This is a genomic window from Cytophagaceae bacterium, assembly GCA_016722655.1.
Taxonomy (GTDB): domain Bacteria; phylum Bacteroidota; class Bacteroidia; order Cytophagales; family Spirosomataceae; genus Leadbetterella.
In genome coordinates this window covers 3,336,799-3,359,078 of the sequence record JADKIR010000004.1, presented here as the reverse complement: position 1 = coordinate 3,359,078, position 22,280 = coordinate 3,336,799, and the positions used below count along the sequence as shown (strand labels likewise).

Annotated in this window: 31 protein-coding genes; 2 read left to right on the top strand and 29 right to left on the bottom strand. The window is 36.4% G+C overall.

The genetic code is table 11. The features are described 5' to 3' along the window. Nucleotides 1–12: 12 nt before the first annotated feature. The 5 genes from IPP61_15225 to IPP61_15205 form a co-directional block, all read right to left on the bottom strand. Entirely contained in the window at nt 13–696 is a 684-nt protein-coding gene (locus IPP61_15225) for a phosphoadenylyl-sulfate reductase (GenBank protein ID MBL0326511.1), read from the bottom strand. 43 nt (nt 697–739) lie between these two features. After that, nucleotides 740–1,528, bottom strand: coding sequence for a uroporphyrinogen-III C-methyltransferase (gene cobA / locus IPP61_15220; GenBank protein ID MBL0326510.1), 789 nt, complete (start codon nt 1,526–1,528; stop codon nt 740–742). Continuing rightward, nucleotides 1,525–3,591: a nitrite reductase gene (locus IPP61_15215; GenBank protein ID MBL0326509.1), complete on the bottom strand. Its 2,067-nt coding sequence runs from the start codon at nt 3,589–3,591 to the stop codon at nt 1,525–1,527. Before IPP61_15215 ends, cobA begins: the two co-directional genes overlap by 4 nt. 115 nt (nt 3,592–3,706) lie before the next feature. Further along, entirely contained in the window at nt 3,707–4,612 is a 906-nt protein-coding gene (locus tag IPP61_15210) for a ribonuclease Z (protein ID MBL0326508.1), read from the bottom strand. A 16-nt stretch (nt 4,613–4,628) separates the two neighbouring features. Further along, the gene (locus tag IPP61_15205; GenBank protein MBL0326507.1) at nt 4,629–5,033 is read right to left on the bottom strand and encodes an anti-anti-sigma factor; all 405 of its coding nucleotides are present in this window, start codon (nt 5,031–5,033) and stop codon (nt 4,629–4,631) included. A gap of 285 nt (nt 5,034–5,318) precedes the next feature. On the opposite strand from IPP61_15205, the gene glgB reads away from it, so the two are divergent. After that, a complete protein-coding gene (glgB, locus tag IPP61_15200; protein ID MBL0326506.1) occupies nt 5,319–7,250 on the top strand; it encodes a 1,4-alpha-glucan branching protein GlgB in 1,932 nt (643 codons plus the stop codon). A gap of 2 nt (nt 7,251–7,252) precedes the next feature. On the opposite strand, the gene thrC is transcribed toward glgB, so the two are convergent. Further along, nucleotides 7,253–8,563 carry a threonine synthase gene (thrC, locus tag IPP61_15195; protein ID MBL0326505.1) on the bottom strand — a complete coding sequence of 437 codons (1,311 nt, stop codon included), beginning with the start codon at nt 8,561–8,563 and terminating at the stop codon, nt 7,253–7,255. 10 nt (nt 8,564–8,573) lie between these two features. Beyond that, the gene (gene carA / locus IPP61_15190) at nt 8,574–9,674 is read right to left on the bottom strand and encodes a glutamine-hydrolyzing carbamoyl-phosphate synthase small subunit (protein MBL0326504.1); all 1,101 of its coding nucleotides are present in this window, start codon (nt 9,672–9,674) and stop codon (nt 8,574–8,576) included. Between the two features lie 191 nt (nt 9,675–9,865). On the opposite strand from carA, the gene IPP61_15185 reads away from it, so the two are divergent. Further along, on the top strand, nt 9,866–10,687 hold the full coding sequence (locus IPP61_15185) for a universal stress protein (GenBank protein ID MBL0326503.1): 822 nt from the start codon (nt 9,866–9,868) through the stop codon (nt 10,685–10,687). Between the two features lie 67 nt (nt 10,688–10,754). On the opposite strand, the gene rplQ is transcribed toward IPP61_15185, so the two are convergent. The 22 genes from rplQ to rplP all read right to left on the bottom strand — a co-directional run bounded on the left by rplQ (nt 10,755) and on the right by rplP (nt 22,262). Then, complete coding sequence (rplQ, locus tag IPP61_15180) at nt 10,755–11,366, bottom strand: 50S ribosomal protein L17 (GenBank protein ID MBL0326502.1); 612 nt, start codon at nt 11,364–11,366, stop codon at nt 10,755–10,757. Nucleotides 11,367–11,461: 95 nt separating this feature from the next. Then, a complete protein-coding gene (locus IPP61_15175; protein ID MBL0326501.1) occupies nt 11,462–12,451 on the bottom strand; it encodes a DNA-directed RNA polymerase subunit alpha in 990 nt (329 codons plus the stop codon). A gap of 93 nt (nt 12,452–12,544) precedes the next feature. Then, nucleotides 12,545–13,150 carry a 30S ribosomal protein S4 gene (gene rpsD, locus IPP61_15170; GenBank protein MBL0326500.1) on the bottom strand — a complete coding sequence of 202 codons (606 nt, stop codon included), beginning with the start codon at nt 13,148–13,150 and terminating at the stop codon, nt 12,545–12,547. A gap of 62 nt (nt 13,151–13,212) precedes the next feature. Then, nucleotides 13,213–13,608, bottom strand: a complete 396-nt coding sequence (gene rpsK / locus IPP61_15165) for a 30S ribosomal protein S11 (protein ID MBL0326499.1) — start codon at nt 13,606–13,608, stop codon at nt 13,213–13,215. A 63-nt stretch (nt 13,609–13,671) separates the two neighbouring features. Beyond that, nucleotides 13,672–14,046: a 30S ribosomal protein S13 gene (gene rpsM, locus IPP61_15160; GenBank protein MBL0326498.1), complete on the bottom strand. Its 375-nt coding sequence runs from the start codon at nt 14,044–14,046 to the stop codon at nt 13,672–13,674. Nucleotides 14,047–14,049: 3 nt separating this feature from the next. After that, nucleotides 14,050–14,166 carry a 50S ribosomal protein L36 gene (gene rpmJ, locus IPP61_15155; GenBank protein MBL0326497.1) on the bottom strand — a complete coding sequence of 39 codons (117 nt, stop codon included), beginning with the start codon at nt 14,164–14,166 and terminating at the stop codon, nt 14,050–14,052. A gap of 31 nt (nt 14,167–14,197) precedes the next feature. Then, a complete protein-coding gene (gene infA / locus IPP61_15150; protein ID MBL0326496.1) occupies nt 14,198–14,416 on the bottom strand; it encodes a translation initiation factor IF-1 in 219 nt (72 codons plus the stop codon). 1 nt (nt 14,417) lies between these two features. Continuing rightward, on the bottom strand, nt 14,418–15,221 hold the full coding sequence (map, locus tag IPP61_15145) for a type I methionyl aminopeptidase (protein ID MBL0326495.1): 804 nt from the start codon (nt 15,219–15,221) through the stop codon (nt 14,418–14,420). Between the two features lie 4 nt (nt 15,222–15,225). Beyond that, the gene (gene secY / locus IPP61_15140; protein ID MBL0326494.1) at nt 15,226–16,551 is read right to left on the bottom strand and encodes a preprotein translocase subunit SecY; all 1,326 of its coding nucleotides are present in this window, start codon (nt 16,549–16,551) and stop codon (nt 15,226–15,228) included. Between the two features lie 11 nt (nt 16,552–16,562). After that, entirely contained in the window at nt 16,563–17,414 is an 852-nt protein-coding gene (gene rplO / locus IPP61_15135) for a 50S ribosomal protein L15 (protein ID MBL0326493.1), read from the bottom strand. Between the two features lie 46 nt (nt 17,415–17,460). After that, the gene (gene rpmD, locus IPP61_15130; protein ID MBL0326492.1) at nt 17,461–17,640 is read right to left on the bottom strand and encodes a 50S ribosomal protein L30; all 180 of its coding nucleotides are present in this window, start codon (nt 17,638–17,640) and stop codon (nt 17,461–17,463) included. Between the two features lie 21 nt (nt 17,641–17,661). Next, complete coding sequence (gene rpsE / locus IPP61_15125) at nt 17,662–18,165, bottom strand: 30S ribosomal protein S5 (GenBank protein MBL0326491.1); 504 nt, start codon at nt 18,163–18,165, stop codon at nt 17,662–17,664. Nucleotides 18,166–18,175: 10 nt separating this feature from the next. Next, nucleotides 18,176–18,523: a 50S ribosomal protein L18 gene (locus IPP61_15120; protein MBL0326490.1), complete on the bottom strand. Its 348-nt coding sequence runs from the start codon at nt 18,521–18,523 to the stop codon at nt 18,176–18,178. Between the two features lie 30 nt (nt 18,524–18,553). Further along, the gene (gene rplF / locus IPP61_15115; GenBank protein MBL0326489.1) at nt 18,554–19,111 is read right to left on the bottom strand and encodes a 50S ribosomal protein L6; all 558 of its coding nucleotides are present in this window, start codon (nt 19,109–19,111) and stop codon (nt 18,554–18,556) included. A 49-nt stretch (nt 19,112–19,160) separates the two neighbouring features. Then, the gene (rpsH, locus tag IPP61_15110; protein MBL0326488.1) at nt 19,161–19,562 is read right to left on the bottom strand and encodes a 30S ribosomal protein S8; all 402 of its coding nucleotides are present in this window, start codon (nt 19,560–19,562) and stop codon (nt 19,161–19,163) included. A gap of 110 nt (nt 19,563–19,672) precedes the next feature. Beyond that, nucleotides 19,673–19,942, bottom strand: coding sequence for a 30S ribosomal protein S14 (gene rpsN, locus IPP61_15105; GenBank protein MBL0326487.1), 270 nt, complete (start codon nt 19,940–19,942; stop codon nt 19,673–19,675). A 20-nt stretch (nt 19,943–19,962) separates the two neighbouring features. After that, on the bottom strand, nt 19,963–20,511 hold the full coding sequence (gene rplE / locus IPP61_15100) for a 50S ribosomal protein L5 (GenBank protein MBL0326486.1): 549 nt from the start codon (nt 20,509–20,511) through the stop codon (nt 19,963–19,965). A gap of 36 nt (nt 20,512–20,547) precedes the next feature. Further along, a complete protein-coding gene (rplX, locus tag IPP61_15095) occupies nt 20,548–20,886 on the bottom strand; it encodes a 50S ribosomal protein L24 (GenBank protein ID MBL0326485.1) in 339 nt (112 codons plus the stop codon). A 33-nt stretch (nt 20,887–20,919) separates the two neighbouring features. Continuing rightward, nucleotides 20,920–21,288 carry a 50S ribosomal protein L14 gene (gene rplN / locus IPP61_15090; GenBank protein ID MBL0326484.1) on the bottom strand — a complete coding sequence of 123 codons (369 nt, stop codon included), beginning with the start codon at nt 21,286–21,288 and terminating at the stop codon, nt 20,920–20,922. Nucleotides 21,289–21,322: 34 nt separating this feature from the next. After that, the gene (rpsQ, locus tag IPP61_15085; GenBank protein MBL0326483.1) at nt 21,323–21,577 is read right to left on the bottom strand and encodes a 30S ribosomal protein S17; all 255 of its coding nucleotides are present in this window, start codon (nt 21,575–21,577) and stop codon (nt 21,323–21,325) included. A gap of 50 nt (nt 21,578–21,627) precedes the next feature. Further along, nucleotides 21,628–21,813, bottom strand: a complete 186-nt coding sequence (gene rpmC, locus IPP61_15080; GenBank protein MBL0326482.1) for a 50S ribosomal protein L29 — start codon at nt 21,811–21,813, stop codon at nt 21,628–21,630. Nucleotides 21,814–21,842: 29 nt separating this feature from the next. Then, nucleotides 21,843–22,262 carry a 50S ribosomal protein L16 gene (gene rplP, locus IPP61_15075; protein ID MBL0326481.1) on the bottom strand — a complete coding sequence of 140 codons (420 nt, stop codon included), beginning with the start codon at nt 22,260–22,262 and terminating at the stop codon, nt 21,843–21,845. Between the last annotated feature and the right edge of the window lie 18 nt (nt 22,263–22,280).

Below are 22,280 nucleotides of genomic sequence, written 5' to 3'. Positions count from 1 at the left end.
TTTCTTTCTAAATTATGATTTAATTCCGTGCAATCCGCATTCTTTGTGTGAGGTCTCCCACCACCAGCGTCCCGCACGAGGATGTTCACCCGGCTCAATTGCCCTTGTACAAGGTTGACACCCAATACTTATAAAACCTTTTTTATGCAAAACATTCTGTGGCACTTTATTTTCTTCCAGATAGCCTTCCATTTGCTCTTGTGTCCAGTGAAGCAAAGGATTGAATTTGAAAATATCGTTGGCTTCATCAAATTCCCACATCTGCATTTGGCTTCGGTTGTCTGATTGCTCGGCTCGCAGACCGGTTATCCAAACTTTATTTCCCGCAAGTGCTTTTTTTAAAGGTTTAATTTTCCTCAAAAAACAACACTCTTTACGGTTTTCAATGGATTCGTAAAAAGAATTAAAACCTTTTTCAGAGGTGAGTTTTTCAATATCGTTGGCATCCGGGAAACAAACTTTGATATCCTTCTTGAATTTGGCTCTGGTTTTATCCATCAATTCGTAGGTTTCCTGAAAAACCCTGCCGGTATCCAACGTGAAGACTTCAATGGGAAGGTTATTTTTGAAAATCAAATCGGTTATAACCTGATCTTCCTGCCCGAAAGAAGTAGAAAAAACAACGCCTTCGGGGTATTGCCTTAGAACTTCCCGGAAGCTTTCCAATAAATCTAAATTATTTAATCTATCGTTCATAAAGATTATCAAAATGCAAAAATAAATTTGAAATGGCAAGTGCTTAAATATTAATCATAAAATCTTGTGTTTTATGACAAATTTCATTTTTTGAAAATTGGGCATATCGGGCCACTTCACCTACTAAAATGATAGCCGGATTAGTCATATGGTATCTTTTAGCCAGAGTGGAAATTTCTGAAATTTTTCCCGAAATCAACTTTTGATTGGGCATTCCTGCGTTTTGAATGATACAAAATGGCAATTCATTTTTATTTTCATCAAGAAAAGCTTTTCTGATTACTTCAAGCTTACTCATGGCCATCAAAAAAACTAATGTAGCATTGGATTGGGCTGCAATCTTAAGATCATCTGAAAATCTGCCATCAGATTTGTGGCCGGTCATAACCCAAAACCCATCACTCGAATCGCGACTGGTTAGAGGAATATTAAATTGACCCAAAGAAAAAACTGAAGATATCCCCGGAATATAATCGCATTTTACTCCCCGATATTCAGCAAAGTCAATTTCCTCTCTGCCTCGGCCAAACACAAATGGATCGCCTCCTTTAAGCCGCACGACATGGCCTTTTTCATAGGCTTTTTCTACAATAAGGAAATTGATACTATCCTGACTGATACCACTTTGATGCCCCTTTTTACCAACAAATATTTTTTCGCAAAGCGGATGACAATATTCAAGCAGTTCCTCATTAGCCAATGCATCATATAGTACCACATCGGCATTTCTTAAAGCTTTGATAGCTTTCAGGGTTATCAGGTCCGGATCACCATAACCGGCACCTAACAAAGTTAGTCTTGGGGTTTTTATATTTTCTTCCTGGTCTGTCATTTTTCAGCTAAAAAATTTAATTCCCTACGTTTTTTGGTCTCGGCTACAAACTTTTCGGCTACAAAAATGTAAGTTTTTGCAAATTCTTCTGTTGGCTCATTTTTATTGATTTGCAAAACATTTTCTTCAAAATTCGAATCAAAATTTGCAGAAAACTCAGTGATTACTTTGTTCTGGGTGTTACAATTGACATCAATATCCAGCAATAATGCTTTTGCCGCATTGATTTGACCGCTGTAAGCAAGGTAAATTGCATCAGCCCATTGTTTATTATCAAATGCCCCTCTTGCATCATCCAGTTTCTCTTCAGCTTCAAGAAATAAAGTACCAACCAGGTCAATCATCACTCCGGCACATTCACCTACTCCTATGGCCGTTTCAAAAGCTTCACTTTGACCCCAATCTACAAAATCAGAATCTCTGAGATTGTCAAGTTGAGCAAGTGGTTTCAGCAATTCATAGAAATAATTTTTACCCTTTCTATCATAATAATCATTGAAATATTCACCGGAAATTTGATTTTCATAAAAATCTCTGAACAACACCCTTAGCACTTCAGGCCCTCTTTTGGAAGGCACTTTTATTACTTTTTCGGCAGCTCTTCCTTCACCATCACCCAAATTTCCACCGCCTAATAGCACCTGCAAAGCAGGAAGAACTTTCTTCTCGGCCGATTTTAAAGAACTACCATGAAAACCGATAGAAGCCATCCCATGCTGTCCGCAAGAATTCATACAGCCAGAGATCTTGATTTTCAGATTGTTATTTTTTACCAAATCCGAAAACTCATAATCGATCACCTTTTCAAGTTCATAAGTAATACTCGTACTGTCAGAAATAGCCAGATTACAGGTATCAGTTCCCGGACAAGCTGTGATTTTAGCAACACTATTGGCTCCGGGTGCAGCCAGATTTGCTTGTTTTAGAATTTCAAAAACATAAGGCAGGTTTCTTTCGGGAACATTCCTGAAAAACAATCCCTGATTGATAGTTACTCTGATGTCATCTGAAATATGGTGTTGAAGTTTTCCAATTAAAAAACGGGATGTCGCTGTTGAGATATTTCCAAGTGGCACTCTTACAAAAACCCCAAATTTTCCTTGCTGATTTTGAGCAAATACATTGGTTTCTTTCCAAAGTTTGTAATCTCCGTCATTGGCGATATCCGATTCAACGATTTTCAACACTTCATCAGCCAAAGACAAATTGGTTTCAATGACAAATTCTTTATTTTTTATTGCAATCCTTTCCTCAACTACCAATTTCAGGAATTCTTCCAGTCCAATTTTTTGAACCAAAAATTTAAGTCTGGCTTTGCTTCTTGAAATCCGCTCGCCATGTCGGTCAAACACTCTTAAAACAGCCTCGGTGAATGGAATCAATTGATTTTCAGGCAAAAATTCATGAACCAAATCAGCCATCCTGGGCTGAGCACCCAATCCACCCGCCAGATAAACCTTAAACCCTCTTTTCCCATCCACTAATTTGGGAATGAAACCCAAATCGTGCATATAAACCAGGGCACTATCTTCAGCACTATTTGAAAAAGCAATTTTGATCTTCCTGCCCATTTCCTGACAAATAGGATTCCGAAGAAAATATTCGAAAACCGCATGACAGTACGGAGTCACATCGAAGGGTTCTTTGGGGTCAATTCCTGCAGTTACTGATGCAGTCACATTTCTAACTGTATTGCCGCAAGCTTCGCGTAGGGTGATATTATCTTGTTCGAGTTTAGCCCAAAGTTCCGGAGTCTTATCAAGGCTAACAAAATGTATTTGTATGTCTTGCCGTGTTGTAAGGTGCAGGTTACCTGTTGAATATTCATCCGAAATATCAGCAATTCTTGCCCATTGTCTGAAAGTCATTTTACCATAAGGCAGTTTGATTCTGACCATTTGGACTCCATGCTGACGTTGTCCATACACACCGCGAGCGAGTCTTAGGCTTCTGAATTTGTCTTCATGAAGGCTTCCTTCCTTAAATAACCTGATTTTCTGTTCAAGGTCGATAATATCTTTCTCTACCAGGGGATTTTCTATCTCCGTTCTGAAACTCTGCATCTGCGATTCCGAATTTTTTCTTCAAATATATATTAACTCTATTGATTTTATAGACTTAATTATTAAAAAAACTTCATTTTTCGAAAAAAATGAATGAAATAATACTATTGAAAATTTAAAAAGTTAAATTTTGGCCTTCTTCAGCAAGTTTAGAATTTGGGAAAATCTCTTTTGCCTCATCCAAAATATGGTTAATGGTTTTATAACGGGAAGAAAAGTGACTCAAAATCAACTGCCCAACCCCGGCTTTTTTAGCAATGGTGGCAGCCTGAGCGGCTGTACTATGAAACGTGGATTTTGCTCTTTCCGACATTTCATTGGAAAATGTGGCCTCGTGGTAAAGCAAGTCTGAATTTGCGATGAATGGAATTATAGTTTCATCAAAAATGGTATCCGAACAGTAAGAAAATGATTTTTCAGGCTGACCATCAGTTGTATATTCCGAATTCTTGTAAGTTTTCCCATTCAATTCATCAAAAACATCCTGGCCATTTTTTAATAAATTGTAAAAAGGAACCGGAAAATTAGCCGGAAGTTTTTCTGAAAGAATTTTCCGTTTACTTGTCTTTTTGGTAACTCTAAAACCTACACAGGGGATTCGGTGTTTAAGCGGAAATGTATTAATTTTCAGGATTTCATCATCAACTATTACGCCCGGATTTTCGGTATCAATTATATGAAAGGTAAGAGGAAAATTGAGAATTGTGCCCGAATGTTTTAATTGAATTGAAATGATATCATCCAATCCTTTTGGGCCAAAAACCGTCAGTGGATCGGATCTTTTTTGCATATTAATTGAACTCAGCAGCCCAATGAGCCCAAAAAAATGATCACCATGTAAATGACTGATTAATATAAACTTAAACCTGGAAACTTTGACTTTATATTGCAGCATTCTGAATTGCGTACCTTCACCACAGTCAATAAGAATCAGAAAATTCTCGACTGTTAAAACCGTCCCCGCCGGATTTCTCTCCAATTGGGGTGTAGCCGAGCCACTTCCTAAAACTTTTAATTCCAATTCTTTTTCGGATTTATCAATATTCGCTTTCTCCTTCTATTCCAAACTCATCATCTTCTTCTTCTTTGAAATCGTTTTCCTGTTCGTTCATAAAAACCGCGTCAATGGCTTCATCAACTGTAGGAAGAAAAAGTAAAAACTCTTCCGCATTGGCCGAAACATAATCCAATATATCATCATTTGTAGTTACCAAAACCAAAAGCCCTGACTCTCTCACACAAATCCGTTGTACTTTCCCAAATAAATTCAGAGCCTTTTCTGAAACACTTTCAACCATAGAAAGGTCAATTATGAAATTTATTTTCCCTTCAGCTGAATATAATCCGGCTATACTTTTTTCAATTTGAGCAGACTGAGCATCATCCATTGCTACTCCATCTACTTTATATATGATGTATTGTTCGTTCTTGTTAATTTCCATGAAATTATATTTCAAACTGCAAAATTAGGGGTTTTTAAGTAATATTTAAGAATACGAATTCTAAATTTCTAATTTATTGAAATATTTTCGGGAAACTTGTTATATAATTTTTCAAAATAAATTACTTTGGTATTCATATTTGAAAATTCTGGAATTGATAACAAAATTCTGGAATTTTATTTTAATAATGTTATTCCAAAAGACTCGAAAATATTAATAATTTCTATCAAAAACTATACTCCTTTTATTAAAACAAGAATATTTTAACTGACGATAATTTAAAAAATGGGCAAAAAAAAACAAGAACAGGCCAAACCTGCCTTTCAAAATGTAGAAGTTTTCTCACTGCTTTCCGACTTTGACATAGGTCTTTTCAAATCTGGCAGACATTTCCGATTGTATGAAAAACTAGGCTCTCATGTAGTTGAAAATCAAGGTGTGACCGGTACATACTTTGGTGTTTGGGCTCCCAATGCGGAATTTGTGAGTGTAATGGGCGGTTTCAATGGCTGGAATACTGAAAGCCATAAGCTATATCCCCGGTGGGACGGCTCCGGAATCTGGGAAGGCTGGATAGCCAATGTAGGTAATGGTGAGGTTTACAAATACTTTATCCAATCAAATATTGGAGGGCAAAAATTGGAAAAAGGCGACCCTTTTGCTTTGAGATGGGAAGAATCTCCAAAAACAGCATCTATGGTTTGGGACACCTGGTATGAGTGGCAAGACAGCAGTTGGATGACCTCAAGAAGAAATAAAAACAGTCTGAATTCCCCGGTTTCGGTTTATGAATTACATGTAGGTTCCTGGAAAAGAGACCCTAATGACAATGACAGGAGGCTGACTTACAGAGAAATTGCAGACACCCTTGTGCCGTACATAAAAGACCTTGGTTTTACGCATGTGGAATTTATGCCGATAATGCAGCACCCTTATGAGCCATCATGGGGCTATCAGATTACCGGATATTTCGCAGCCAGTTCAAGGTTTGGTACTCCGCAGGATTTGATGTATTTGATTGAGCAGTTGCACAAAAATGACATTGGAGTAATACTTGACTGGGTGCCCTCACATTATCCAAACGATTCTCATGGTTTGTACAGATTTGATGGCTCCGCACTTTATGAGCATGAAGATCCCAAACTTGGATATCATCCCGACTGGAAATCCTATATTTTTAATTATGGAAGGTACGAAGTCCGGTCATTTTTGGTAAGTAACGCTCTATTTTGGCTTGATCGTTTTCATGCCGATGGTTTGAGAGTCGATGCTGTGGCTTCAATGCTTTACCGTGATTATTCGAGAAATGCAGGAGAATGGATTCCGAATGTTTATGGCGGAAGAGAAAATCTCGAGGTCATTTCGCTTTTCAAAGAAATCAATGAAGAGATCTACCGTTCATTTCCTGATACTCAGACTATTGCAGAGGAATCTACTGCATTTCCGGGTGTATCAAGACCGACCTATCTTGGCGGTTTGGGCTTTGGTATGAAATGGATGATGGGATGGATGAATGACACCCTGAAATATTTTGAAAAAGACCCGATGTACCGCAGATGGCACCAGAATGATCTCACTTTCAGTACGGTATATGCTTTTTCAGAAAACTTCATGTTACCCCTGTCGCACGATGAAGTGGTATATGGAAAAGGTTCTTTGATTGAGAAAATGCCCGGAGATCAATGGCAAAAATTCGCAAATTTGAGATTGCTTTTTGCATATATGTTTACACACCCCGGCACAAAATTATTATTTATGGGAGGGGAATTTGGCCAAACAGCAGAATGGAACTTTAAACAAAGCTTGGACTGGCATTTACTGGAATATGATAACCACAAAGGCATTAGTAATGCTATAAGAGACTTAAACAAAGTTTATACTTCTGAACCTGCACTTTATGACAAACAGTTTAGTGCGGAAGGTTTTGACTGGTTAGACACCACCGATTCTCAAAACTGCGTATTATATTATAGGAGAAAAGGACTTTCAGATGAAGTTTTGATTATTTTGAATATGACACCGGTTCCAAGACAAAATTATAGAATAGGTGTTCCAAAAGACAAAAAATACATTGAGATTTTAAACACAGATAAAACCGAATATTGGGGCTCAGGAATATCAAATCCTGATATAAAAACTGAAAAAATAGGAGTACATGGTTTTGATCAATCTATTGAAATTTCACTTCCCCCTTTAGGTGCAGTTATTTTGAAGTAATTTTATTTCAAATTTTTCAATAAAAAATCTTTAAATTCGGAATAATTGGTAGTCAGTTGTTCCGAATTTTTTGTTTTATCCAATAGTGATTTCAATCGCTCAGGAATTTCAGGAAGGTAACCAAGAGTGTCTTCCATATCCGGCAAAAATTTGGAATAATGTGCTGTCGAAAGAAAAATCCCTATCGCATCAGATTTATTTTCAATGAAATAATCCTTCAATCCCAAATACGCAATGGCAGAATGAGGACAGGTGATATACTTTTTATCCTTTTCTAATTCCTTAATCCCGGCCCTGGTTTGGTTATCGTCATAATATTTCCCGCATATTTGTTTTTGCATTTTTACCAAATCTCTGTCAAAGATTTCGAGCATTCTGGGAAAATTACTTGGATTTCCAACGTCCATTGCGTTGGAAATGGTGGCAATGGAAGGTGATATCGCTTTATAAGTACCTGATAATAAATACTCGGGAACGACCTTATTCAGATTGGTCGCTGCTATGAATTGCTTTACAGGCATTCCCATTTTCATGGCAATCAATCCGGCAGTAAGATTTCCAAAATTACCGGATGGTACCGAAAATACCAATTCCTTATTTTGAGATTTTATTCTTGAAAATGCATATAAATAATAAAATGCCTGGGGTATTAGTCTGGCAATGTTAATAGAATTTGCAGATGCCAGACCAAATTTTTCTTTCAGCTCCTGATCCAGAAAAGCCTGCTTAACCAAAGCCTGGCAGTCATCAAAAGTCCCATCAATTTCAAGAGCAGTTACATTTCCTCCAAGAGTTGTGAGCTGTTTTTCCTGTAGCTCACTTACTTTACCTTTTGGATATAATATCGTAACTGTTATATTTTCTTTTCCAAAAAAACCCTGAGCCACTGCCCCACCTGTGTCTCCACTGGTTGCAACCAATATATTTATCCTATTATTTGATTTTTTCAGAAAATAAGACATTACCCCTGCCATAAACCTGGCCCCAAAGTCTTTAAAGGCCATAGAAGAACCGTGAAAAAGTTCAAGACAATAAATGTTTTCATCCAATTTCACCAAAGGTGCATCAAAATCATAGGCTTGCTCAAGAATACTTTTCAGTGTATTTTCATCGATCAAATCACCAATAAAAGCTTTTGAAACTTCAAATGCTATCTCATTGAAAGTGAGTTTATCGCAGTTTTTCCAAAAAGTTTCGGGTAAAACTGGAATTATTTCAGGCATATATAAGCCATTGTCAGGCGGCAATCCCTGAAAAATAGCATCCTCAAAATTGGTTTCCGGACTCTGGCGGTTTGTGCTGAAAAACTGCATGCTATCGTGATTAATTCAACATTCCTACAAACTGATCAAAAAGATAGTTGGCATCGTGAGGACCCGGTGCGGCTTCCGGGTGATATTGCACAGAGAAAGCTGGTTTGTTTATTAATCTTATGCCTTCAATCGTATTGTCATTTAGATTAATATGTGTCACCTCAATTTCCTTATTTTCAAATGCTTCGTTCGGTTTTACTGCAAAACCATGATTTTGCGAAGTAACCTCGCATTTTCCGGACATAAGGTTTTTTACAGGATGATTTAGGCCACGATGCCCATTGTGCATTTTATACGTACCAATTCCCATTGCTCTTCCCAACAATTGATGTCCAAGACAGATTCCAAATAGGGGTTTACCCGTTTCAAGTATCTTTTTAATTGTCTCGACAGCATAATCCATGGCACCAGGGTCACCGGGTCCATTTGAAATAAAATATCCGTCGGCATTCCATTTCTGAATCTCCGAAAATTCGGATTTTGCGTTAAAGACTTTTACATAGCAATCTCTCTGTGTAAAATTCCTTAAAATATTCCTTTTGCAGCCATAATCAATCACTGCAAGTTTATATTTTGAATCAGGCTCCCCCAGAAAATACGATTCAGACGTACTCACCAAAGAACTAAGTTCCAAACCATCCATTGAAGGACAAGCATCAAGTTGAGCCTTCAGAGCAGCAATATCAGTAGTTTCTGACGAAATAATGCAGTTCATTACACCGGCATTTCTAATGTATCTCACAATCTGCCGGGTGTCAATATCACAAATTCCGACAATACCTGCCTTTTCAAAATATTCTTGTAATGACATATCGGCAGTGGTCCGGGAATAATAATGGTCGGCATAAGCATTGCAAATCATTCCTTTTATCTTGATTCCATCAGATTCCTCTTCTGTATCCAACGTAACGCCATAATTTCCAATATGCGATGTGGTATTTACCACGATTTGGCCAAAATAAGAGGGATCGGTATAAATCTCCTGATAGCCGGTCATTCCGGTATTGAAGCATATTTCACCAAAAGTAGTTCCAATTTTGCCTAAAGCTTTTCCTTTGAAAATCGTTCCATCCTGAAGCATTAGGATGGCATTTTGGGGGGTAAAATTCATTTGAAGATTGATTTCCGATTCAGTTAATTTATCGGAGAACAAAGTTAATCCATTTTTTTGCCAATTCTAAATTTTATTTATTTAAGCCAAATAAAAATACAATAAATACCAAAAATCATCTTTTTAATAGTATGAAACTCATTATTTATATCAAACAAAATGATTAGCTTTATTTCTGAAAACAAAAAATTATGAAAACAATACTAATAGCTACAGATTTTTCGGCCGGTTCAGAAAATGCCAGAAAATACGGATTAAGTCTTGCTAAAAATAATGGCCATTCGGTAAAATATATACATGCTTATACTCCGCCGGTTTTAGACCCCAATATTCCTGTAGGATTAATCGAAGAAACTTTTACTGAAACAATTTCAGTAATTGAAGATAATCTAAAAAAAATAGTGGAGCAGGATCTCCAAATGGGCGTAAAGTCGAGTTTTTTGATTTCCTATAGCGACATAAATTCAATGATTGAAGATGCTTCACAAGACATTGATTTAGAAATGGTGATTGTGGGTAAAACTGGACATACAGGCTTCCTGGATAAGGTTATTGGTTCAACTGCCGAACATTTGGTAAACCATATAAAGTCACCATTATTGATTATTCCTGAAGAATATGACGGGGACATCTACGAACTAATTTGTTATGCTTCAGAACTGGAATATGATGAGGAAAAATTTATTGAAAAAACTCTGAAATGGAAACAACATTCAAAGAATAATTTAATAATCGGGCATATTTTTGAGAAATATGGATTAAATCTTAGGCCTGATTCGCAATTTTTGAATTCAATAAATAAATCTTTTAAAAATTCGGGAATAAAAATCATTGAAAAAGCTGCTAAAACTTTTCATCGGGGAATAGTTGATTTAATACAGGAAGAGAAAATAAGTTTATTGGTATTGACTACCCACAAAAGGGGGTTTCTTGACGGTTTAATCAATCCTTCCAAAACCAAATCCATCATAAGTGATACAAAAATTCCGGTATTAGTCTTTAGTTTTGATTAAAAACGATATTAAAAGAAATAAAAAAAGGAGACCGTTGGGTCTCCTTTTTTGTATATTCCTTTTTTAATCAGGCTTTCTCCTCAGTTTCAGCAGGAGTCTCTCCTTCTTCTTTGGTGCTTTTCTCTGAATCAGCACTTGCAACTTCAGAAACTACTTCAGCAACAGGAGCTTCTTCCACTACTTCCGCAACCGGGGCTTCTTCTACAACTTCAGCCGAAGTTCCTGCTTCGGAAGCAACAGTTTCAGATTTTTTGCTTTTACCTCTTCTAGAGCGTTTTGCTTTAGCTTCAGATTCAGCTGCATCTTTTGTAAGTAGGTTTTCATTGAAGTCAACCAATTCAATCAATGCCACAACAGCATTATCACCTTGTCTTTGACCCAATTTAATAATTCTGGTATATCCACCATTTCTTTCTGCAACTTTTTCTGCAATTTCACCAAACAAAATTTTGATGGCTTCTTTATCTTGCAAATAAGAAAAAACTGTTCTTCTTGAATGTGTATTATCTGCTTTTGATTTGGTAATCAAAGGTTCAACATACATTCTCAAAGATTTTGCTTTTGCCAAAGTAGTTTCAATCCTTTTGGCTTTAATCAATGATACAGCCATATTTGAAAGAAGAGCGTCACGGTGTGACTTTGTTCTACTCAGGTGATTTACTTTTTTTCCGTGTCTCATAAAAAATTAAAATTCGTAAGTAACGGTTTGGTCATCCTCTCGCAGTCAGGCAACCCACCTATTACGATTATTGAAAAATTATACTGCGAACTATATTAATCTTCGTCTAACTTATATTTCGAAACATCCATTCCGAAATGAAGTTGTTTATCAGCAATGAGTTGCTCTAATTCGGTAAGTGATTTCTTACCAAAGTTTCTGAACTTCATCATATCGGCCACTTCTAATCTTGCCAAATCACCCAAAGTTCTGATATCAGCAGATTTCAGACAGTTATAGGCTCTTACAGAAAGGTCAAGATCCTGAAGTGAAGTTTTCAGAAGTTTTCTCATGTGTAGGAATTCTTCATCCACCATATTGTCTTCCTCATCTTTCTTCGAATCAAACACCATGTTTTCATCTGTAAATTTAAGGAAGTGTTGAATCAGGATATGTGAAGCTTCCTGAAGTGCTTTTTCCGGATGAATTGAACCATCAGTTTTAATTTCGAGTAATAGTTTCTCGTAATCGGTTCTTTGCTCTACACGTGTATTCTCAATGCTATATTTAACATTTTTGATCGGAGTGTAAATTGAATCGATTGAAATAAAACCAATTGGAAGGTCGTTGGCTTTGTGTTCTTCACTTGGAACGTATCCTCTTCCTTTATCTACAATAATTTCAAACTCCAATTCTTTTTTAGAATCAAGTCTGGCAATTACCAACTCAGGATTTAATACTTCAAAACAAGAAGAAAACTTACTAATTTCACCGGCTGTAAGTTCAGTTTGATTTTTAACTTTTACAGTTATTTTATTATCAACAAAGTCTGAAATTTTCTTAAATCTAACTTGTTTCAGATTCAAAATTATCTCAGTTACATCGTCCACAACACCTTCAATCGATGAAAATTCGTGGAGTACACCAGGAAATCTCACTGCAGTAATTGCATATCCCTCGAGTGAAGACAACAATATACGGCGAAGAGCATTGCCTATGGTTACCCCATAACCTCTTTCGAGTGGTTTAAACTCAAAAAAACCATGAAAGTCGTCAGCTTTTTCCATTACGACTTTGTCGGGCATTTGAAATGCTAAAATTGACATACTGTGCTGTTTATTTTCGTTAACGAAATAATTATGGGATTATCCCATAATAAATGATTGAAACCACCCTCATTGCTGAGGATGGTGATTTTTTTATTTGTTGTATAATTCGACAACAGCCTGATCGTTGAAGTTCTCAGGAACTTGCTCTCTTTCAGGGTAATTGATGAATGTACCAACGAAATCAGCGGAGTTAAATTCAATCCAGCCATATTTTTTTGCTGAATTAAGACTCAAGCTGGTTTTAATGTTTTCCTGAGCTTTAGATTTTTCTCTAACACCCACACTTTGACCAGGTTTTACTAATAATGATGGAATACTTGCTACCTCACCATCAACCAAGATATGATTATGAGTTACCAACTGTCTGGCTGCTCTACGAGTAGGTGCAATGCCCATACGATAAACTATATTGTCTAATCTGGATTCGCATAATTGAATCAGGTTAGTACCTGTTTGGCCATCTCTAACAGCCGCCAAATGGAAAATACGAGCAAATTGACGCTCAAGCATTCCATAAGTATATTTTATTTTTTGCTTCTCCTGAAGCTGTAATGCATATTCAGATTTTTTACCTCTTCTCCCGCGACCATGCTGACCAGGAGGGTAATTCTTTTTTGCCAATGCTTTGCTTGGGCCTAAAATTGCTTCCCCAAACTTTCTTGAAATCTTAGATTTCGGACCTGTGTATCTTGCCATTTTATAAAATTAGTAAAAACAAATGCGTAGCCCCAATGTCCAAACTACCACTTGCAAATATATTAAACTCTTCTTCTTTTTGGAGGACGACAACCATTATGAGGCATAGGCGTAATATCGAAAATATTTACAACTTCGATACCAACACTTTGAACAGTACGCATTGCTGACTCTCTTCCGGAACCTGGTCCTTTTACGAAGATATCAGCTTTTCTCATACCTAAGTCGTATGCAACCTGACAACAGTTTTGGGCAGCCATTTGAGCGGCATATGGAGTATTCTTTTTAGATCCTCTGAAACCCATCTTACCAGCAGATGCCCAGGATATAACCTGACCAGTACTGTTGGTTACTGAAATAATAATGTTGTTAAATGAAGCCTTTACATGAACTTGTCCATAAGGTTCAATTACAACAACTCTCTTTTTTGCTTTGTCTTTTCTTTTAGCTTGAGCCATTTTTTGAAAGATATATAAATTAAGGCAGGTACGCAAATGCGTACCTCTGATCTGTTATTTTAATTATTTAGTCGCTTTTTTCTTGTTAGCGATAGTCTTACGTTTACCTTTTCTGGTACGTGAGTTGTTTTTGGTTCTCTGACCTCTTAAAGGCAAACCTTTTCTATGTCTTAAACCTCTGTAACAGCCAATATCCATAAGACGTTTAATGCTGAGCTGAATTTCTGACCTCAAGCTACCTTCAACTTGAAATTCATTAGAAATAATAGCACGGATAGCATTAGCTTCTTCGTCAGACCATTCCCCAGCCTTTTTATCAACTGAAATACTAGCTTCATTAAGAATTTTTTTAGCTGAGCTACGTCCTATACCATAAATATAGGTAAGAGAAATTTCACCTCTTTTTTTGTCCGGAATATCTACACCTGAGATCCTCATATATTAACCTTGTCTTTGTTTAAATTTAGGATTTTTCTTATTAATTACGAAAATTTTACCTTTCCGCCTGATGACCTTGCATTCCTCACTGCGTTTTTTTACTGATGCTTTTACTTTCATTTTATTTAATTAATAATAAACTCTTTAAAAATTATTTATATCTGTAAGTGATTCTGGCTTTGGAAAGGTCATATGGTGACATTTCCAGTTTCACCTTGTCTCCGGGTAAAATACGGATATAATTCATTCGCATTTTTCCAGATATATGGGCAATAACTTCATGTTTATTTTCCAGCTGGACTCTAAACATGGCGTTTGACAATGCCTCAACAATAACCCCATCAACCTGAATATTTGATTGCTTTGCCATATTAAATTATCACTAACTTTTTATTCTCTAATACTTCTTCTATATACTCAAAAGTGGTAAGAAGTTCAAATCCACTTTTTGTAACTAAAACAGTATGCTCAAAATGTGCTGCAGGTGATTTGTCTTCAGTTCTGATTGTCCAATTATCGCTTTCCTGAACAACAAATCTTTTACCTAAAGTAATCATGGGTTCGATTGCAATTACCATACCTGCCTGAAGCTTGGCACCATTACCTCTCTTTCCAAAATTAGGTACCTCAGGAGCTTCATGTAAATTCCTTCCTACACCATGACCCACTAATTCCCTTACTACACCATAACCAAGTTTTTCAACAAAGTTCTGTACAGCAAAACTCACATCACCAATGCGGTTACCCGGTTTTACCTGATGTATACCTTCAAACAATGAAAGTTTAGTATCTTTCAATAGCTTTTGCGTAACCGGTTCTACCTCACCAACCATATAAGTATAAGCACTGTCTGCATGATAACCGTTTTTAAAAACACCACAATCGACAGAAACTATATCTCCTTCTTTTAACTCTCTGTTACTTGGAATTCCGTGAACTACAACTTCATTAACAGAAATACATAAAGTTGCTGGAAAACCATTATAATTTTTAAAGGAAGGTTTAGCTTGATGATCTAAAATAAACTCTTCCGCTAACTTATCTAAATCTTTAGTTTTTACACCCGGTTCAATTGCTTTTAAAACTTCAGCGTGTGCTCTTCCTAAAATGACACCATTCTCTTTAATGATATGAGCCTCTTCTGAACTTTTAAGGTATATAACTTTTTTAGACACAATTTTATCTGCTTACCACTGATGTTTGACGTCCTTCAATTCTACCACTCTCCATCAAACCTTCATATTTCTTCATCAAAAGGTAGCTTTCAATTTGTTGAAGTGTATCTAAAACAACACCTACTAAAATCAACAATGATGTACCACCAAAGAAACCCGCAAAAAGTTGAGTCATTCCAAAAAGACTGGCAATTGCAGGAAATATTGCTATAAAGGCCAATAATATACCACCTGGTAAAGTAATCCTGTCTAATACCTGAGCAACAAAATCAGATGTTGGTTGACCAGGCTTTATTCCAGGAATAAATCCTCCTCCTCTTTTCATGTCATCAGCAATTTGATTAGGATTAATTGAAATTGCAGTATAGAAAAATGTAAATGCCAAAATCAAAACAAGATAAAGTAAATTATACTGCCATGATGTTGGATCGCTAAAGATCGTATTTACAGATTGTGCAAAATCACTCTTTTCAGCAAATAACGAAGCAACAAATGCTGGAATAAACATCAAAGCCTGACCAAAAATGATTGGCATAACTCCAGAAATATTAAGTTTTAAAGGCAAATATTGTCTTTGTCCACTTACTGATTTATTCCCAACAATTTGTTTAGCATATTGAACAGGAATTCTTCTCACAGCCTGAGTCATTGCCACAGCAAAAATCACAACCAGGAATAGTGCAACCAATTCAAGTATAAAGAAAAGGAATTCACCTTTTGCTCCTCTCGCCGATGCCTCACTGTAGATTGCACCCGGAAATCTGGAAACAATTCCAATCATGATAATCATAGAGATACCATTTCCAATACCTTTATCAGTTATTTTCTCTCCTAGCCACATACTCATCATTGTACCTGCCACCAACATTATCACTCCTGTAAAGTAAAAGAACCCTTGTGATATGGTAATTGCATCAGTAGGAATAGTTGTACGTAAATACGTAAAACCTTGAGTAGCAGTTACTATTATGGTTAACCACCGGGTAATTTGGTTTAATTTTTTTCTTCCAGATTCACCCTCTTTCTGAAGTTTCGAAAAATAAGGGAGGGCTAATCCAAGCAACTGAATTGCAATTGAAGCTGAAATGTAGGGCATAATACCCAAAGCCATGATGGAAGCCTTACTGAAAGCACCACCTACCAGGGTATCTAGCAATCCCAAAAGACCATTACTAGCTGTAACATCCTGTAATTTATTAGGATCTACACCTGGTAATGTTATGTATGAACCAATTCTAAAAACAACAATGATAAAAAGAGTAGCTAAGATTCTGTTTCTTAGCTCCTCGATTGACCAAATATTTTTTAGAGTATTAATTAATTTTTTCATATAAAGAAAAATTATTCAGGACGGCCTCCATTTAATTTATCCTGCAATTCTTTTAATTCGTCCCACTTTCCAGTAGCCGCAAGCAATGACTGCTCAGCCCAGGTTGAAGGATCATGTGATGCAAAATTGCTACCGCCATTAGAAAGTATCTCTTTCATGGTATCAACATTTGTGTCAGCTAACTTTTGAAAAGTATCAATTCCAGCATTTCTGAATAAATCAGCTATTTTTGGTCCAATTCCTTCAATTTTTTCAAGCTCATCACCTGCTTTAACCTTTTTTGTAGCTTTGGCTTTTGGAGCTTCAACTTCGGTCGCTTCTTCTGAAGTAACCTCAGCAACAACCTCTTTTTTTGCAACTTTAACTGACTTCCCTGATACAGCCGCAACCTGAACATCATCAAGCGAAGTTTCATCACTCAATAAAATTGCTTTACCACCTGCTTTCTCGATACTGTCAATCGCAGATTTTGAAAAAGCGTGTACTTTTATTGCTACTGCGGTGTTCATTTCACCTCTACCAAGAATTTTTACCAAATCAAATTTAGATACTAATCCGTGTTCTTTCAAAAATGCAAGATCAATTTTGTTGATTCCTGTATTTTCAACCAATGATTGAATAGTATCAAGATTTATTGCTTTATACTCAACGCGGTTGATGTTATTAAAACCAAATTTAGGCAACCTCCTTTGAAGTGGCATTTGACCACCTTCAAAACCTCTTTTCTGGCTGTAACCAGAACGAGATTTAGCACCTTTATGACCTCTTTTGGCAGTACGACCGCCACCAGAACCCTGGCCTCTGCCTAATCTGGTATTATTTCTAACTGAGCCTTCTGATGGCTGTAATAATTCTAATTTCATTGTTAATCTTTTTTACGCAGTAAATACTACTCGGTTTGCCCTAAAATTAAATATTTTCAATAGTGATAAGGTGACTAACCTTTCTAATCATGCCATCAATTGCAGGATTAGTTTCAACTTCAACAGACTTACCAATGCGATTTAAGCCAAGGGCCTGCATTGTTAATTTCTGTGATTTTGGTCTTTTAATAAGACTTCTGGTCTGAGTAACTTTCAATTTAGCCATCTCTTTAAATTTATCCGGAAATTATCCGTTGAATACTTTGTTTAGTTTGATTCCTCTCTGCATTGCAATTTCATGCGGAGCTCTCATTTTTACCAATGCATCGATTGTTGCTTTTACAACATTATGAGGATTGGAAGAACCCTTAGATTTGGCTAATACATTGTGTACACCGGCAGCTTCAAGTACCGCACGCATTGCACCACCAGCAATAACTCCCGTACCTGGAGCAGCAGGCTTCACGTATACAAATCCACCTGAATATTTTCCAATCATATCATGAGGCACTGTACCGTTGATAATAGGAACATTCACAAGATTTTTACGAGCATCCTCAATGGCTTTTGAAATAGCATCTGTTACCTCATTTGCTTTTCCAAGACCTTGACCTACAGCACCTTGTCCATCACCAAGTACAACGATAGCCGAAAAACTAAATCTTCTACCACCTTTTACTACTTTGGCAACACGGTTTATTGCTACAACTTTTTCTTTAAGTTCTGATTCGTTTACTTTAATTGCTTTCATTTAATTCGAATTAAAAGTTTAGTCCAGCTTCTCTAGCACCATCTGCCAAGGCTTTCACATTTCCATGATACAAATAACCATTTCTGTCAAATACACAAGTGTTTACGCCGTTTTCAATAGCCTTTTTAGCTATAGTCAAACCTACTTGCTTAGAATTTTCAACATTCAATGATTTAAGACCAAGTTCTTGTGAAGAAGCTGAAGCCAAAGTAGTACCAGCTATATCATCAATTAATTGAGCATATATACCAGAATTGCTACGAAATACAGTTAATCTAGGTTTCAATGAGGTACCATTAACTTTCTTTCTAACTCTCCACTTAATTTTCTGTCTTCTTTCAGACTTTAGACTAGACATATATTTATTGATTAAATATTCTACTATTGATTATTTTTTACCGGCAGTTTTACCAGCTTTTCTTCTTATTACTTCACCTACAAACTTAATACCTTTACCTTTATATGGCTCAGATTTACGTAGAGATTTAATTTTGGCAGCAACCAAGCCTATTAATTGCTTATCAATTCCTTCCAAAATAATAATTGGATTTTTACCTTTTTCCATTTTGGTTTCTACTTTCAATTCTTTAGGAACTATCAGGTAGATGTTGTGAGAATAACCCAATGACATATCAATCACATTACCATTATTGGTTGCTTTATAACCCACACCAACAAGCTCAAGTTCTTTTTTATAACCTTCGCTTACTCCTACTACAAGGTTGCTGATAAGTGATCTGTAAAGACCGTGAAGTGCTTTGTGACGTTTTTGTTCTGAAGGACGAGTAACAGTTAGCACTCCGTCTTCAATTGTGAGTCCCATATCGGGATCCATTCCCTGCGTAAGAACACCTTTAGGACCTTTTACAGTCACAAGGTTGTCGGAGTTAACTTCGACAGAAACTCCAGCGGGAATTGAAATTGGTTTTTTACCTATTCTTGACATAAATACTTGTTTAAGGCTTTAATTATTAAAGCGGTCAACTAAAAATTAATTAATATACGTAACACAACACTTCTCCACCCACATTAAGTGTTCTTGCTTCTTTATCGGTTACAATGCCTTTTGAAGTAGAGATAATTGCAATACCTAAACCATTGAGTACACGTGGTAATTCGTCGGCTTTCACGTATTTACGAAGCCCTGGTTTAGAAACTCTTGACAAGTTAACAATAGCCGATTTTTTTGTAAGCGGATTGTATTTCAAGGCGATTTTAATACTGCCCTGAACACCATCATCTTCAAATTTATAACTGGCGATATATCCTTTGTCATAAAGAAGAACTGTTAGTTCTTTTTTAAGGTTTGAGGCAGGAATCTCTACGACTCTATGCCTAGCTTTAATAGCATTTCTAATTCTGGTAAGAAAATCTGCTATTGGATCCGTTGTAATCATCTTTTTTTTAAATATTTTTTGGATACCTTAGCCAACATCAGACAGTATCACGGGCGTGACTTATCTAACTGGGCTGCAAAGATAGTAATTCAAATTAAGAAAAAAAAATTTTACCAAGAAGATTTGGTAACGCCTGGAATAAAACCGCTGCTGGCCATTTCGCGGAAGGTAACCCTGTTAATACCAAACTTCCTCATATATCCTTTGGGACGGCCTGTAAGTTTACAACGATTGTGTAATCTAACTGGTGAAGAATTTTTTGGGAGGGCATCTAGACCTTTCCAATCCTGAGCTTCTTTAAGGGCTTTTCTTTTAGAAGCGAATTTCGCAACTAATCTTTCTCTTTTTCTTTCTCTAGCTTTTATTGACTCTTTTGCCATAGCTCTGTATTAATTGAAAATTATTTATTTTTATTAGCAAATGGCATCCCTAAAGCTTTAAGCAATTCGTAACTTTCAGCATCAGTATTGGCCGAAGTAACAAATGTGATGTCCATACCTTGAATTTTACTGATTTTGTCGATTGAAATCTCAGGGAAGATAATTTGCTCTGTTACACCAAAAGTATAATTTCCTCTACCGTCGAAACCTTTTTCGCTGATACCTTGAAAGTCTCTTACACGTGGAAGAGCTACGGAAGTCAAACGATCCATAAATTCGTACATGATATTGGATCTAAGAGTAACTTTAGCCCCGATAGGCATTCCTTCTCTAAGTTTAAAATTAGATACGGCCTTCTTTGAAACGGTTGGAACCGCTCTTTGACCTGTGATAGTAGAAAGTTCTTCGACACTGTTGTCAACAAGTTTTTTATCGGCAGTAGCTGCACCGACACCTCTGTTAACGACTATTTTCAATAGTTTAGGCACCTGCATAACAGATTTGTACTGATATTTATCCATCAGTGCTTTCACTATTTCGTTTTGATATTGATCTCTAAGTCTTGCCATTTTCAATTTGTGGATTTCCGACCCACATTTTTTAGATTAAATAAATTTACCTGATGCTTTAGAATAGCGTTGAAGCTTTCCTGCCTCATTTTCTTTTCTACCAGTTCTGGTAGGTTTTCCTGTAGAAGGATCAACAACCATAACATTACTGATATGAATCGTACCTTCTTCTTCACGAATCTCACCTTGTGGATTTTGAGCACTAGGTTTGATGTGTTTTTTGATCAAACCAACGCCTTCAATTTTCACGCGGCTTTTTTTAACCAAAACCTCAACGATTTTACCTCTTTTACCTTTGCTATTACCTGCGATTACTTCGACAGTATCACCGCTTTTAACATGGAGTTTTGGTTGTTTATTAAATTTCCTTTCCATTGTAATAATTTAATTACTAATTTAAATAAGGGATTAAAGTACCTCCGGAGCTAGAGAAACAATTTTCATAAACTGTTTTTCTCTCAATTCTCTGGCTACTGGTCCAAATATCCTGGTTCCTCTTGGTTCGTTTTGGTTATTTAGTAAAACCACGGCGTTTTCCTCGAATCTGATGTAAGAACCATCTTTTCTTCTTACTTCTTTACGAGTTCTAACCACTACGGCTTTAGAAACAGTACCTTTCTTCATGTTTGAAGAAGACAACGCCTGTTTAACAGTAACAACTACTTTGTCACCAACAGAAGCATATCTTTTTTTAGTACCACCTAAAACTCTAATTACCAATACTTCCTTAGCCCCGCTATTGTCAGCTACATTGGCTCTTGATTCTTGCTGTAACATTATTTTTGCCTTTTACTATTTTGAAATAATCAGATTATTTGGCTTTTTCTATAACTTCAACCAATCTCCAATTTTTATTTTTGCTCAACGGACGAGTCTCCATAATTTTCACAGTGTCACCAATACCAGCGGTATTGTCTTCATCATGAAACATGAATTTTTTAGTCTTGAGCATAATTTTACCATATTTGGGATGTTTCACTTTACGAACAACCTGAATTACCCCAGACTTTTGCATTTTGTTGCTTGTCACAACTCCAATACGTTCTTTTCTTACTTGTCTTTCCATTTTCGGATAAAATTAATGGTTAATGCAAACCATGTTTTTTAGAATGATATTTACTTTCTACCGGAAACTTCAGTAAAAAGTCTGGCGATATTTTTACGTGTCTCAGTAATCCTCTTAGGATTTTCGATAGGTGTAATCGCGTGAGCAAATTTAAGTTTCACCAATCTGTCTTTTTCTTCGGAGATTTGTTGCTTTAGCTGATCCACAGTAAAACCACTTAAATCATTTTTTTTCATCTTCTTTAATAAATTGAAGTATTTGTTTACTATGCTTCGTAATCTCTACGAACAACGAATTTTGTTTTAACCGGAAGTTTTTGAGCGGCTAATCTTAAAGCTTCTTTAGCAAGCTCCAATGATACTCCGGTAGCCTCGAATAAAATAGTTCCAGGATAAATATTTGCTACCCAGTATTCCGGGGCTCCTTTTCCTTTACCCATCCTAACCTCTAAAGGTTTCTTGGTAATGGGATTATCAGGAAATATTCTTATCCATACCTGACCTTCACGTTTCATTGCACGGGTAACCCCGATACGGGCTGCCTCTATCTGTCTTGCGGTGATACGACCAGGTTCAAGACTTTTTATGGCGAATGATCCGAAAGCTATTTGGTGCCCTCTTGAGGCAATACCTTTGATTCTACCTTTTTGCTGCTTACGAAATCTAGTTCTTTTAGGTTGTAACATAACTTTGAAAATTTAGGC